The organism is Vibrio sp. T3Y01, from assembly GCF_013114525.1.
In the GTDB taxonomy this organism is placed as follows: domain Bacteria; phylum Pseudomonadota; class Gammaproteobacteria; order Enterobacterales; family Vibrionaceae; genus Vibrio; species Vibrio chagasii_B.
Window position 1 is genome coordinate 16,748 of sequence record NZ_VTXJ01000027.1, and the last position, 13,296, is coordinate 30,043.

The following is a 13,296-nucleotide window of genomic DNA, read 5'->3' on the forward strand; positions in this document are numbered from 1 at the left end:
TCTTCATAAATGATTCGCCTATTTCTTGCTTTACCGCTGGCGGGTGCATTGGGCCTGGCTCTATTTTCTTTCATGGCTTGGATGGTCGATAATGGCCATCAACGTTCACCAGATGATAGCGAGACGTTGAGTTTCAACATGGTGATGGTTGAACAAGAACAAGAAGTTCAAAGAAGACAACGTGCCGTCCCTGAAAAGCCAGAAATGCCAGAGCCGCCACCGGAAGCGCAAACGTCTCAGTCACAAGCTGAAGTTACACCTCTGAATTCGATGTCTTCACTGCCGTCATTGGATTTGAATACATCGATTGATGGCTTGGCGATTAACGCTCCTAAATTTTCTGATTTTGGGTCAAACCAACAGGCAATGCCTCTGTATCGAGTAGAACCTCGTTATCCAGCTAAAGCGCTAAAGCGCGGGGCTGAAGGCTTTGTTACATTGAGTTTTACTATCGATGAAACAGGCCGACCGACGGATATTCAAGTCACTGACGCAAACCCGCGTCGTATGTTCGAGCGTGAAGCGATACGTGCTATGAAAAAATACAAGTATCAGCCTAAGGTTGTTGATGGTAAAGCGACCCCTCAATTTGGACAAACATTTACCTTTGAATTCAAGTTGGCAAAATGATGAAACAGATATGGATATTAGTGGGCTTGTTGTTAATGCCCCTTACAACACAAGCGCAAGAGCTGACCCAATATACTGCTATTCGTGTTCAAAAGGCGCATAAGCTTGCTCAAGATGAACAGGTTAAACAGGCGATTGACGTACTTGCAGGATTGGAGCTTTCGAAAGGCTACGACAAAGCGTACGTAGCTCGCATGCTTGGTGTGTTTTACTGGCAAGATGGTAAAACCGACACGGCAATTAAGCAGCTTACTTACGCCGTAGACACTAATTTACTGGTGGATGAACAGGCTTGGGTAACGAAACGCATGCTTGCTGATCTATTACTAAACGATCAGCAGTTCAAAAAAGCGCTTCCGCACTATTACGAGTTAGTAAAAACTGCGCCAGTAAAGGAAAAGAAAGACACACTTTGGATGCGAATTGCACAAGCTGAATATCAAACTGAAAACTGGTCAAAAGTACTGGTGGCCATTGGTAATCGCGACAAGTTCAATTCAAAACAAGAGCTATCACCTTTATCGCTAAAATTGGGTGCTCAGCTACAGTTAAAGCAGTGGAAACAGTCTATTCCGACACTGGAAAGCCTCATTGAACTTCAACCACAGAAAGATAACTGGTGGCGTCAACTTGTGGGTATTCAGTTAAGACTAGAACGTAACCGCGATGCATTGAACACTTTAGCGTTGGCAGATCTTCAAGGTGTTGAGCTGAAAAACTCAGACCGCAGACTACTGGCTCAGCTTTACGCGAAACGCGGCATTCCAGAGCGCGCAGCACAAGAAATTAGAAAGCTAGATGGTGCGAACAGCGACGTTCAACTTCTCGCAGAGCAAGCAACTTACTGGCAGCTAGCGAAAGAGTGGGACAATGCGATTGAAGTGTGGACGTTAGCGTCTAAAAAAGACACTCAGTATCATTGGAATGTGGCTCAGCTATTGGTTCAGCAAGGTTACTACGACCGAGCTCTGGTTGTTTTAGATAAAGTGAAAGACAAAAACAAACAAGCCGACGTTGCGTTAGCGAAAGTGCGTTCATGGTACAAGCTAAAGAATCTTGATAACGCCCTTGCTCAAGCTAAGCGTGCGAACAACATTGAGCCATCTTCTGAGGCGAAAGGCTGGATTAAATACCTGACTCAGCTTAGAACGGTAAGTGATAACGGAAACGTCTAACCGCAAACAGAAGACAAGAAACAGCACATAAGAAACAAGAAAAGCAAAAGGGTGTCATTTGATCGTTCAAATGACACCCTTTTTAATTCTAGTGACTTAAGCTCATCTTGGGGCTTGAGCTCATCTAGCGTTATTGTTCGATTGGATTGATTAAGGCTCGCACATAGTGCCACTAAGCGTTGCACTTAGAATTATGCCGCTGGTATCTGCAATCCAGTTAATGGTGCAGTCGCGATAAGGATTTTTAAAGGCATGCAGCGTATAGCCATTGTCTAGTGGCTTCTTAGTCTCAATCCAAGCATAGTTTCGAGATGCCCAAAAACTGATAGGGCGTGAGCGCTCGGTTAGATACTGCTCTTGAACATCACTTATGCCTGCACCGATGTATTCTTGAATATGTTCTTCCGTGCTGGCTATTTGGCTGGTACACGCCGTTGCCAGCGCAGCAAAAGCCAAAACAATAATACGCATTTCAAATCCTTTTAAGCTTAATTAGCTATCATCAAACCAGTGATCAAATAGTCCCAGCTTTCTATCCTTAAAGCCACCACTGTTACCTTAAACCCATCTCAATCAAGCGTGTTGAGATTGAGGTTTTTTGAGCTTTGACTCTGTTAATCGACAACTGCAAATAGAACGAATCAAATCCCTCTAGTACAAGTTAACAAGAATATGCATACAGTTCGATTACTTCCCATGTAATGTTATGTAAATTTCCTTACGCCACTCGGCAAACGTAAACAATGTAAATTGAATGCCAATACGAATGATTATCAACTAAATTGTCGCCATAAAATTTATAGGTATTGGTTTGTATGTCGTTAAAAAGTAGGGCGGTTCAGTCATGGGCTCGTCGACTTCATGTTTATATTTCTATGGCGCTTCTGTTCGTGGTTCTTTTTTTCTCAGTGACAGGTATTACCCTGAACCGACCTGAGTTATTTGAATCAAGCCAACCCAATATTCAACGATCTACGTTAACGCTTCCTACAAGTTTATTTTCAATCCAAGACGGGCGATTAAAAGCCGATGAAACGGCCTTTGAAACCTTTTTGTTTGAAGAAGCCAACCTATCTGGCGTTCCTTCAGGTTTAGACATCTACGCAGAGATTGAAGGCGGTGAGTTGCTCATCGGTGAAGTGTCTATGGACTTCAAAGGACCAGGCTACAACGCTTCTGTGTTCGTTGACGTGACGTCTGAAATGGTGGAAGTCGAAACCACCAATTACGGCGTTATCGCGCTTTTGAACGACCTACACAAAGGGCGTAATAGCGGTGAAGTTTGGAAATGGTTTATCGATATCACTGCGCTACTGATGATCTTCTTTGTGCTTACTGGCGTGTGCTTACTGTTACCTAAGAAAAAAACGCTCAATACCTCCATTAAATGGACGGTGTTTGGGTCTGCAATCTCACTTGCTATCTATTTTGTCGCCGTACCTTAACCCTCCAGTAGGTTGATGAGTCTGCTTGATGAATCAGCATGAAGAACGAAAGGTTAAACGGATTTAAAAGGTTGTTAAAAATGAAAAAAATGAACTGGAGCAAGGCGCTTCTTGCTTTATCTCTTTTGCCAAGCCTAGGTATGGCACAAGCGATCCCTGATACGGCAAAACTTGATGTGAACTTTAAGCTTCCAAAGATCGATACCTTTATGTATGCGCGTCCTTATGTCGCGGTGTGGGTAGAGAACAGCGAACGAAAGTCAGTGAAAACCATTGAGCTTTGGATTGGTAAAGATGAATGGCTGAAAGACTTACGTAGCTGGTGGAGAAAGGTGGGACGTTACGATCGTGAATTGGTTGATGCAGTGACTTCTGCAACGCGTCCTGCTGGCCAGTACCGTTTCGTTTGGGATGGTAAGAGCGATGAAGGTCAAACTCTAGAACAGGGCGAGTACACGGTTCATATCGAAGTGGTTCGCGAACACGGTGGCCGTAATTACCTTCGTCAAAAAGTATCACTAACGGATACAAATGCTTCTTATGAGCTAAAGGCAACAGAAGAGACAGGTGAAATCACACTGAATTACGTCGCTAAATAGAAAGCGCAGTAGTTAATAGCGAGTGGTTTAAGAATCTGAAAAGAATCGACAGTCGTCACCGTAGGCTCAGTTTGAGCGACACGGCTAACAATTATAAATAATGGAATTGAACATGATGAAACAGACAAAAATCAAAGCACTTGTTCTAGCGGGTGTGATGGCATTCGGCCTAGCAACAACGACAACCGCACAAGCTCACCCACGTTGGATACTGCCGTCTCACTTTACTGTGTCTAAAGAAGGTGGTGATTGGCTAACGTTCGATGTGACTGCATCTCATGGTACGTTCGTTTTCGATAAGCCAGCAGGCAGTGAAAACGCTCATGTCATCATGCCAGATGGTCGCAGCGAGCGTCCTAACTTTGTTATTCGCGGTAAACGTCGTTCAATCTTTGATTTCTACTTTGAAGAAGAAGGCACGCACAAAGTGGCGATCAACAATGAACCGTCTTACTACACACAATACAAAGCGGGTCGTCGTGACACAGTGAAATGGGTCAAAGCAAACAAAGCGGAACGTGATTCAGTTCTTCCTGAAAAGTCGCGTGACGTGGTAACACAAATCAGCTTCACTCGTGCAGAAAGCTACATCACAGTGGGTAAGCCATCGGATTCAGTATTTAAGATTGAAGGCAAGCTACTTGAAATGAAGCCAGTCACGCACCCTTCAGACATCATTGAAGGTGAACCAGTAACGTTCCAATTCTTCTACAACGGTGAAATTCAAAAAGACGTGAAAGCGGAGATCACTCGTGAAGGCACACTTTACCGTAACCACCAAGAGCAGATTGATGTTGTGAGTGACGAGAATGGTGAGATTACCTTCACTCCAGACGTAGCGGGTCGTTACGTAATGAAAGCGAACTACAAAGGTGAGTTGATTGACAACCCACTGGCTGACAAAGCAAGCGCGAACGTTCACCTAACGTTCGAAGCACTGCTTCAGTAATCTGTGATATCGGGGCTAGCTTCCTGATTAAGTAACAAAAAACTTAAGGGCTCATTTGAGCCCTTTATCGCTCAGTTTACTTCTGAGAATTTGCACTGTGGCTAGGGTACGAACCATGACAATAAAAACAAAACTAAAACCGATAATCACTCCTTGCTTGGCTCTGGGACTTGGTCTCGCTGCATTACCTGCGCAAGCACACTTTCCACTGATGAGCTGCTGGTTTGAAGGCAAAACCGTGGCCTGTGAAGCAGGTTACTCTGATGGTAGTAAAGCGATTGATTACGCGGTTGAGATGTACGATTACGAAGACAACTTGATTGCAAAAGAGATGACGGATAAGCGTTCTATCGTTGAATTCCCAAACCCTGATACTGAGTTCTACCTTGTATTCGACTCAGGTCATGAGTTTCCTGTTGAAGTCGACGTTGTTGAGATCAGCGAGAAATGATGATTCAAGGCGTACGTGCTGACACGGGTGGTAGAGAAGGTAAATGGGTAGGGCTGATCATTGTGTTCATTCTGAGCTTTGCCACGGTCGCTATTCCATTTCATCAGGCAGAATCCCACGTGAAAGCGGTACTTGATCATCAAATTCTGGTGACCGATGTTGAACAAGAAAACTTGGCGATGCTATCAGAGCTACGTTTGGCGCATGAAGAGATTCGCGACCTGCGTATGGACTCAGACGGCGAATGGCCAAGTGTTATGTCATTGAAAGACGAATGGGTCGCGCCGTTTGTTGAAGACCAGAGTTGGAAGCGCAAAGGTTCTCATGCTTGGGTACTGGACGAGCGTGGTTACTATTTCTCTGCTCCCAGTGAATCTGCAACACCAAGTGAACAAGCCAAACCTGCTGATCATGGTTCTGCGGATTCCTTTATTTTGAACGCCAACAGCGTTTCTCCTGAAATCTGGATTTACCTGGGTGGCGTAGCAAGTCAACCGACTAGTTTTGATGAGAACACACTTGAATCTTCCGGCTGGAAAATGGTCGTGAATGAATCAGAAGTTGAGCAGCATGATGCATCTTCTCATTAAACAATCCGGCTTATAAAAATGCTCACTAATAATAAGAGAATTACTATGCGAATTATGACTCTGTTCATGTCGTTATTAGCGGTGTTCATGACACCCAATGCATTGGCAAAAGAATATAATATCGACAGCGATAAGCTGACGATTGGTATCACGCTTCAACCTTACTACAGCTACGTAAAAGCAGTAGTAGGTGACAAAGTGAACATTCTTCCTTTGGTTGACGCAGGTTTCAACCCACATAACTACTTGCCACAACCCAATGATTTAAAGCGATTGAGCCAAATGGATGCAATCGTAGTAAACGGTATTGGTCACGATGACTTCGCGCTTAAAGTGATTTCAGCCGCGCAACGTGATGACTTAATCGTGATCGAAGCCAACAAAGAAGTGCCTCTACTTCCTGCACTTGGTCAGTCTGTTGGTCAAGGCGCCGTAAACCCACATACCTTTGTTGGGCTCTCGACAACGATTCAAAAGGTTTACACCATCGCCAGTGAAGTCTCTAAGCTCGACCCAGACAACGCTGCGTTTTATCGCAAGAATGCACGCAAGTACGTTAAGCAATTCCGCTTTATGAAGCGTGATGCGATGCTGTCACTGGGTGAACTCGATACATCAGGTATGAAGGTCGCGACGACGCATAATGCTTATGGTTACATTCTTCAAGAGTTTGGCGTGGATGTAGCAGCAGTAATCGAGCCTGCACACGGTGTTGAGCCAAGTGCTAGCCAACTGCAAGAGACGATCGAGAAGATCCGCACATCAGGCATTGATGTTCTGTTCTACGAGTTAAACATGCCAAACCGTTTTGTTGACACCATTGAAGCGGAAACAGGCGTTCAGCTTTATCGTTTTTCTCACATGACGCATGGTGAATATGAGGACGATAAAGTAGAAGTTGAGATGAAGAAGAACCTAGAGACGTTAATCGAAGCCATGAAATTTGCGGCGGCGAACCAAGCTAAAAGCGGGAACGCATAATGTTAGGTCCATCAATCTCAATTAATAAACTCGGTCTGCAATACGATAACAACGTAATTCTTGATGATATCTCGCTCGAACTTAAAGCGGGTGAATGTCACGTGATCATGGGACCAAACGGTGGTGGTAAAACTTCATTATTGCGCTCTGTACTTGGCCTTACGCCTTTCTCTGGGCAAATAAATATCCACTGGCCAGAAAAGCCGAGTATTGGTTACGTACCTCAAAAAGCGACGTTCGAGTCGAGCTTACCTTTGACGGTCATGGACTTCGTACTGCTTAATCAAACGCGAATCCCATTGTTTTGGCGTCGCAAATCTAAGCAGCTAGGTCTTGCACTCGCACAATTAGATCGCGTTGGTATGGCGACACGCAGCGACCGCCGTATGGGACAGTTATCGGGTGGTGAACAGCAACGTGTGTTGTTTGCCCAAGCGCTGTTGGATAACCCAAGTCTACTGGTGTTGGATGAACCTACGACGGGTATGGACGAGCAGGGTGTTCGTTACCTTGAATCGCTGATTCGTGAATGTGTTAATGAAGGTCGCACGATCCTTGCGGTACACCACGATGTCACGGCAGTGCGTCGACTTGAAGCGAACGTTCATGTTGTGAACCGATTCTTGGTGGATAGTGGCCCACACGAAGCAGTCTTACACCCAAGTAAAATCGAGAGCTTGTTTCAGCACTACAGCAGTGGCTCTGCCATGACCAAATCGAAGGAGGTTGCGTAATGGATTGGTTACGACAACTTGCCATTAGTGGTGTTGAAGCTGGCCTGTTATCAGAAAGCTTTATGTATGCCTTTATGGTGAATGCTTTGGTTGCAGCCTTATTGCTTGGCCCTCTGCTAGGTGGCCTGGGTACTTTGGTGATTGCAAAGCGTCTAGCTTTCTTCTCTGAGGCAGTAGGCCACGCCGCGTTAACTGGTATTGCGATTGGTGTTTTACTTGGTGAGCCACCAGAGAATCCAATCATTGGACTGTTTAGCTTCTGTATGATCTTCGCTTTGCTTTTGCACTTTGTAAGAAACCGAACCAACGTGCCATACGATACCTTGGTTGGTGTGTTCCTTGCGCTGGCATTGGCAGTGGGTGCAGCGTTACTGATGTACGTGGCTCGTAAGATCAACATCCACATGCTGGAAAACGTACTGTTTGGCTCGATTCTTACCGTAACAGACCAAGACTTAGCAATTCTCGCGGGTAGTTGCGCGATCATCATTTTGCTCTTGATACCGACGTTCAACCGTATTCTTCTAACCTGTATCAGCCCGGATATTGCGAAGGTTCGTGGTTATAACACCAGCTTCTACGATTACTTGTTTGTCATGATGATCACCTTAGTGACGATTGCTGCAGTGAAGATCGTGGGTGCGGTACTTGTTGGCGCATTATTACTGATCCCAGGGGCGACAGCTCGATTGCTGACTAAACGCATGGGGAGCTTTGTACTGCTTTCGGCATTACTCGCAACCATCGCATGTTTGGTTGGAACCGTGCTCCCTATGGAACTAAAACTGCCAGTGCCATCGGGCGCTTCAATCATCATCGTTTCTGCAACGTTTTTTCTAGCAGCAACGCTATACCGAATTGTAAGAAAGGCGTAATCATGACTTGTTTAATGAATCGTATCGCTAGCTCAGTAAAAGCAGCGGCTCAAGTGAGTGTGCTGTGTAGTGTGTTAATGGCTGGTTCAGTGATGTCACTGAACGTGAATGCAGAGGATATCCTAACCAGTACACCTGTGACTTATGCATTGGCGAAAGAGCTAACCAAAGGCACGGACATTACGACTGAATATCTACCTCCCAAGCGCTACGGTATTGACCGTCTGCCGAATTGGTTTGGTACCAAGGGTGCGAGTAAAGTGCTTCAATCGGGTGAAAAGGCGACCGTTGCGGTAACACTGTCATCCATCTGGCAAGCTGACCCTACGTTTGTATACGCAAGACAAGGCAATATCCGTTTGGTTGAGGTTGATGCCGCTCAAGCAATTACACCGCGAGCGCAAGGTGTTGCAGCGCTTACATTGTCGAATGGTGATGTGTCTAAATACGCATGGCTAAATCCAACCAACTTAACGCGTATGGCGGCGATCGTGGCTGATGACTTCAAGTTATTGTGGCCTGAACAGGCTGAGGCAATTGATAGTAATCTGCAGCGTGTGATGTTGGATGTTCGTGAGCTGATTAACAAGCAGCAAGAAGTATTGTTGGATAATGAGGTGGACTCAGTATTGCTACTTTCCGAAAGCTTGGAAGATTTTGCTTCAGGTACTCAACTGTTTGTTGAAGAGCGCATGTTCAAAGCTGAACTTGAATGGACAGAACAAGACAAAGCGAAACTCAAAGCGATGTTTTCAGAAGACGATGCACTATGGTTAGTTACAGCGAAAAAGCCAACTAACTTAATTAAGTCTCTAGTGCCTAATGAGCGTATTTTAGTGGTTGATTCCGTTGACCGTTGGGGACGAGCGGGGATTAATCCAAAAGCACCGTTTGTACGCTGGGAAGTACAGCCTTTTAAAGGCTAATCAGCGCGATTAAAAATGGTAGGATCAAAAAAGCAGCCCAATTAGAGGCTGCTTTTTTTGTTCTTGTCTGTTGGCTCTTGGAAGAGTGTTAGACAAGAGAGCTGCGAGTTTACAACTTACTCTGCAGCTTTTGTTTCTTCAGCTTCAGCAGTTGCTTCTACAGCACCTTCCGTTTGCGCTGCTTGAGCTTGTTCTTCGGCTTCCATTTTTGCGCGTTCAGCTTTAGAAATGTAGCGAGGCTTATTACTTGTATGCAGTTTAGAATTCGCTTTTTTCTGCTTCTTTTTTAGAATTTGATTGATTTTTTTCTTACGGTTCATTGCTGCATAGCCTTGTATTTAGTTTAGGCGGTGGAGGATAATCATTTTAGCTCTAGAACTCAATATTTACATGGTATTCAGCAAGGAAAATATCACTATGCAGGCAGTCGAGACCGAACGTTTAAGATTAAGAATGATCACTCCTCAAGATGCGGTGTTTATTCAACGATTATATAGCTCAGAAGATTTCCTGCGTTACATTGGTGATAAGGAAATCAACGACTCTGAAAAGGCTGTGGAGTACATTGAAAACAATATTCTAAAGATGCATAAAGAGAAAGGTGTCTGCTTGTTGATGGTTGAAATCAAGGATTCTTCAACACCAATTGGTATTTGCGGACTAATAAAAAGAGACACCTTACAGTCGCATGATATTGGCTACGGGTTTGTTCCTGAGTTTTATGGTCAAGGCTTTGCCCAAGAAGCCGCGGAGGCGATAATTGAACAAGCTAAGCAGAATGCTGATATCGATCATTTAGTTGCCATCACAACCTCTGATAACATTCGAAGTATCGCACTACTGACTAAGTTAGGTTTTGTGTTCGAGCGAGTTGAAGATGTGATAAACGAAAGTGTCAATCTCAACTTGTACGGTTTCTCATTAGGTAATTAAAACATGTTCCAACATAACAATATTCTACAAGGCGAGCTTGCAACGGAGTACAAAACCGTTATTGCGATGGTTCACATCTATTGCAAAGACCACCACGGTGAAGTTCGTCAGAATAACGCGTTATGTGAGGAGTGTGAGCAACTGTTGCTTTATGCCGAAACACGACTGGATAGATGCCCTTATGGTGAAGCAAAACCGACCTGTAATATGTGTCCAATCCATTGCTATAAACCTGACCCTAAAGAGCAGATGCGTTTAGTAATGCGCTATGCCGGGCCAAGAATGTTACTCAAGCATCCGATTTTAGCGATCAGACATTTGATACATGAAAAAAGAAAAGTGCCCGAAAAGCCGCTGCCGAATGTGTCGAACCGTCATATCCGAATGAATAAGAAGTAACTGGCGTTTTAAAGTGGTTGCTAAAGAAACGAAAAAGGTCTAATTGCTCAGACCTTTTTGATGCAGATACGTTTTTATCTAAACTTGAATGTAGTCACGTAGCTTTAACTTAAGCCGCTTGTGGTTCTTCGTAGGTCACTGTGAGGTTGTTGATCCAGCGTCGGCTTAGGTAACGATGAGAACAAATTGCCAGTTTCACCACTTCTTCTACCAACATCAAACCATAGATGTATTTGAAACCCCATCCAGCGACAAACGCGCCGTAAACACATACTGGAATACCGACCATCCACATCGCGATGAAATCCATACGTAGGCAGAACGCATTATCGCCACCAGCGCGAATAATCCCGTTGATAATCACCATATTCAGCATGCGAATCACCACAGCAAAACACATAATGGTCATTGCAGGTGAAGCGAGCGGGTAGAGTGCATCTGTAGAAAGGTTCAGCCATGATAGAACATGCTCTTTGCCCATAAACAGTAGCAATCCTACAACCGCGCCAAATCCAACCACGGCTTTAATGAAGGTCAGCCCCATACTCATCGCGTCATCAAACTCATCACGGCCCAATGAATGACCAAGCAGCACAGAACACGCTACCGAAATACCAAAGAAAATCGAGTAACAGAGCGATTCAAACGGCGCGAGCATAGAGAACACAGCAAGTTCCGTTGTGCCCATGTGACCGAAGATCATTTGGTACGCCATGGTACCCATTGCCCACAAAACGGCATTCATGGTCAGTGGCAGGGCAATACGACGGTAAGATAACCACAATGACGGGCGATGTGGCGAGCTGAGTGTCGTTAATAGCCAGTGGTTGCGCATACGCATGTAGCCGTACATCAAACCCACTTGAATTAATCGCGCTAGAGTCGTTGCTAATGCTGCTCCTGCAACACCCATCGCTGGAATTCCGAAAGCACCCTGAATAAGGATGAAGTTAAGTGCGATATTGAGTGCAATCGTCACCGCACCAAGTAGAAGTGGTGTGACGGTGTCACCTGATGAGCGCATGCTTGCTTCAACTACAACCACAATATGGGTCAAAAGCAGAACAGGGAAGCCATACCAAAGGTAAGTCGCACCAAGCTCAATCACGGTTTTATCGCTGGTTTGCAACATCATCAAAAACTGTGAACCAAGAGTGATGACTGCAGTCACTGGCAACAGAACTTTTAAGCCAAACACCATCGCGATAGAAGACACGGTTCGTGCACTTTTACGGTCGTTTTTTCCCCAATATTGTGCGACCAATGTCCCGTTTGCTGAGGCCAACCCTGCCATAATCATAATAGCGACGAAGTGCCATTTTGATGCAATTCCCACAGCCGCTGCTGCTTCCATACCAAAATCGCTGACCATTAACACGTCAGCAAGGGCTAAAATAGCAACCAAAGCACTTTGCAAAGCAACAGGCAAACCAAGTTTGATGATGCGAGGTAATATGCTCTCTGGCTTGTTATTCATAGATGAGTTAGGGTTAATGTTAGTTGTCATAAGCTCTCCAATTTATGGCAGAACTATAGTGAGTTGAGTGAAGTAACAACATGTTTAAAAAACAACAAAACCTGTGCAAATCCGTCATTGATAATATGAAGCCAAAATTAACGTGGCAAGATGACGTGTTTCTTGCAGAACGATGTAAAGAGCGTTTTTTGACCGTTGAAGATATCCCAGAGATGAGAAGCTGTGGTGTTTACATGGGGGGAATGGCAAAGCTGCATGATGCGTACTGGGTTGAACGCGAATCGGTGAATGTTCATACGTTTATTTTTACTCAAGAAGGGGGCGGAATATTAACAACCGCGACCTCGGTACAAGCGATTACGCCTTATACGCTTGTGGTTCTTCCTGCTGAAACGCCATTTCGATTTGAACTTGATCCTCAATACAACTATTGGAAAATGGCGTGGATGCTGACGCCCGATACGCCACAGTGGCAGCATATCGCGAGTTTAGGGCAGAGTATTGTCCCTTTCGGAGAGTGTGAGCAAATCTGGTCACTGATGAATTTGGTTCACTTTGAAATTGGCGGCAGAGCGAGTTATCGAAAACTACTGATGAGTGAAATCATTCGCACGTTAACAGGGTTTGAACCTAAGTCGACCAGCACCACTGCACGTGTTCAAGCGCTCTATAACGAGATTGAAAGCAGTCTTCACCAGCCATGGACAGTTGCTGGGATGGCTGAAAGAGTGTTCATCAGTGAAGAGCAACTCAATCGAGTCACCAAGACGCTATTTAACCTCTCACCACGCAGCAAATTGATTCAATTACGCATGGATAAAGCCACCAGTCTGCTGAAATATCAAGATTGGTCAGTTTCTATGATTGCTAATCGTTTGGGCTACAAAGATCCTTATAACTTTTCGCATCGCTTCAAAAAGCATTTCGGCTTGTCACCCAGTCAGTATCGAAAGAGTCATCGACTGCCCGGTTAGCTTTGCTTGTTTCCTCGATCAATTACGCAAGATCAAGCTTTGCAGTAATATTACTGTATTGAGCTATCTATCAATTTAGTATTTTTACTCTATTCGGTACTATTAGAAATATCTAAAAACATGAATGCATATGCAATGTGAGGAATAAATGCAAAAAG

Annotated in this window: 17 protein-coding genes; 14 read left to right on the forward strand and 3 right to left on the reverse strand. The window is 44.6% G+C overall.

The genetic code is table 11. From position 1 onward, the window contains the following. The first annotated feature begins 9 nt into the window (after positions 1 to 9). Positions 10 to 630 (forward strand): energy transducer TonB, encoded by a 621-nt coding sequence (locus tag F0232_RS21845; RefSeq protein ID WP_105058236.1) that lies wholly within the window; start codon positions 10 to 12, stop codon positions 628 to 630. Then, a complete protein-coding gene (locus tag F0232_RS21850; RefSeq protein WP_105058235.1) occupies positions 627 to 1,805 on the forward strand; it encodes a lipopolysaccharide assembly protein LapB in 1,179 nt (392 codons plus the stop codon). Before F0232_RS21845 ends, F0232_RS21850 begins: the two co-directional genes overlap by 4 nt. Positions 1,806 to 1,955: 150 nt before the next feature. Here F0232_RS21850 and F0232_RS21855 read toward each other — a convergent pair whose 3' ends face one another. After that, the gene (locus F0232_RS21855) at positions 1,956 to 2,276 is read right to left on the reverse strand and encodes a hypothetical protein (protein WP_105058234.1); all 321 of its coding nucleotides are present in this window, start codon (positions 2,274 to 2,276) and stop codon (positions 1,956 to 1,958) included. Between the two features lie 344 nt (positions 2,277 to 2,620). On the opposite strand from F0232_RS21855, the gene F0232_RS21860 reads away from it, so the two are divergent. The 9 genes from F0232_RS21860 to F0232_RS21900 all read left to right on the forward strand — a co-directional run bounded on the left by F0232_RS21860 (position 2,621) and on the right by F0232_RS21900 (position 9,355). Beyond that, on the forward strand, positions 2,621 to 3,250 hold the full coding sequence (locus F0232_RS21860; RefSeq protein ID WP_105058233.1) for a PepSY-associated TM helix domain-containing protein: 630 nt from the start codon (positions 2,621 to 2,623) through the stop codon (positions 3,248 to 3,250). A gap of 80 nt (positions 3,251 to 3,330) precedes the next feature. Then, positions 3,331 to 3,849, forward strand: a complete 519-nt coding sequence (locus F0232_RS21865) for a DUF2271 domain-containing protein (protein WP_105058232.1) — start codon at positions 3,331 to 3,333, stop codon at positions 3,847 to 3,849. Positions 3,850 to 3,961: 112 nt separating this feature from the next. Further along, positions 3,962 to 4,798, forward strand: a complete 837-nt coding sequence (locus F0232_RS21870) for a DUF4198 domain-containing protein (RefSeq protein WP_105058231.1) — start codon at positions 3,962 to 3,964, stop codon at positions 4,796 to 4,798. 115 nt (positions 4,799 to 4,913) lie between these two features. Continuing rightward, positions 4,914 to 5,249, forward strand: a complete 336-nt coding sequence (locus F0232_RS21875; RefSeq protein ID WP_105058230.1) for a hypothetical protein — start codon at positions 4,914 to 4,916, stop codon at positions 5,247 to 5,249. Further along, positions 5,246 to 5,839, forward strand: coding sequence for a hypothetical protein (locus tag F0232_RS21880; protein WP_105058229.1), 594 nt, complete (start codon positions 5,246 to 5,248; stop codon positions 5,837 to 5,839). The genes F0232_RS21875 and F0232_RS21880 overlap by 4 nt, the downstream gene beginning before the upstream one ends. Positions 5,840 to 5,884: 45 nt before the next feature. Then, complete coding sequence (locus tag F0232_RS21885) at positions 5,885 to 6,820, forward strand: zinc ABC transporter substrate-binding protein (RefSeq protein WP_105058228.1); 936 nt, start codon at positions 5,885 to 5,887, stop codon at positions 6,818 to 6,820. Further along, positions 6,820 to 7,554 carry a metal ABC transporter ATP-binding protein gene (locus F0232_RS21890; RefSeq protein WP_105058227.1) on the forward strand — a complete coding sequence of 245 codons (735 nt, stop codon included), beginning with the start codon at positions 6,820 to 6,822 and terminating at the stop codon, positions 7,552 to 7,554. Before F0232_RS21885 ends, F0232_RS21890 begins: the two co-directional genes overlap by 1 nt. After that, the gene (locus tag F0232_RS21895) at positions 7,554 to 8,429 is read left to right on the forward strand and encodes a metal ABC transporter permease (protein ID WP_004739197.1); all 876 of its coding nucleotides are present in this window, start codon (positions 7,554 to 7,556) and stop codon (positions 8,427 to 8,429) included. The genes F0232_RS21890 and F0232_RS21895 overlap by 1 nt, the downstream gene beginning before the upstream one ends. A gap of 2 nt (positions 8,430 to 8,431) precedes the next feature. Further along, positions 8,432 to 9,355, forward strand: a complete 924-nt coding sequence (locus F0232_RS21900) for an ABC transporter substrate-binding protein (protein WP_061030898.1) — start codon at positions 8,432 to 8,434, stop codon at positions 9,353 to 9,355. Between the two features lie 116 nt (positions 9,356 to 9,471). On the opposite strand, the gene F0232_RS21905 is transcribed toward F0232_RS21900, so the two are convergent. Then, positions 9,472 to 9,675, reverse strand: coding sequence for a DUF2986 domain-containing protein (locus F0232_RS21905; RefSeq protein WP_061030899.1), 204 nt, complete (start codon positions 9,673 to 9,675; stop codon positions 9,472 to 9,474). A gap of 97 nt (positions 9,676 to 9,772) precedes the next feature. On the opposite strand from F0232_RS21905, the gene F0232_RS21910 reads away from it, so the two are divergent. Together F0232_RS21910 and F0232_RS21915 are read left to right on the forward strand one after the other, a co-directional pair. Next, a complete protein-coding gene (locus tag F0232_RS21910) occupies positions 9,773 to 10,288 on the forward strand; it encodes a GNAT family N-acetyltransferase (RefSeq protein ID WP_105058226.1) in 516 nt (171 codons plus the stop codon). 3 nt (positions 10,289 to 10,291) lie between these two features. Then, on the forward strand, positions 10,292 to 10,687 hold the full coding sequence (locus F0232_RS21915) for a nitrous oxide-stimulated promoter family protein (RefSeq protein ID WP_105058225.1): 396 nt from the start codon (positions 10,292 to 10,294) through the stop codon (positions 10,685 to 10,687). Between the two features lie 109 nt (positions 10,688 to 10,796). On the opposite strand, the gene F0232_RS21920 is transcribed toward F0232_RS21915, so the two are convergent. After that, positions 10,797 to 12,194: an MATE family efflux transporter gene (locus F0232_RS21920; protein WP_105058224.1), complete on the reverse strand. Its 1,398-nt coding sequence runs from the start codon at positions 12,192 to 12,194 to the stop codon at positions 10,797 to 10,799. A 50-nt stretch (positions 12,195 to 12,244) separates the two neighbouring features. Between F0232_RS21920 and F0232_RS21925 the strand changes: the two genes are divergently transcribed. Beyond that, positions 12,245 to 13,138, forward strand: a complete 894-nt coding sequence (locus tag F0232_RS21925; protein WP_105058223.1) for a helix-turn-helix transcriptional regulator — start codon at positions 12,245 to 12,247, stop codon at positions 13,136 to 13,138. Positions 13,139 to 13,296: the final 158 nt, after the last annotated feature.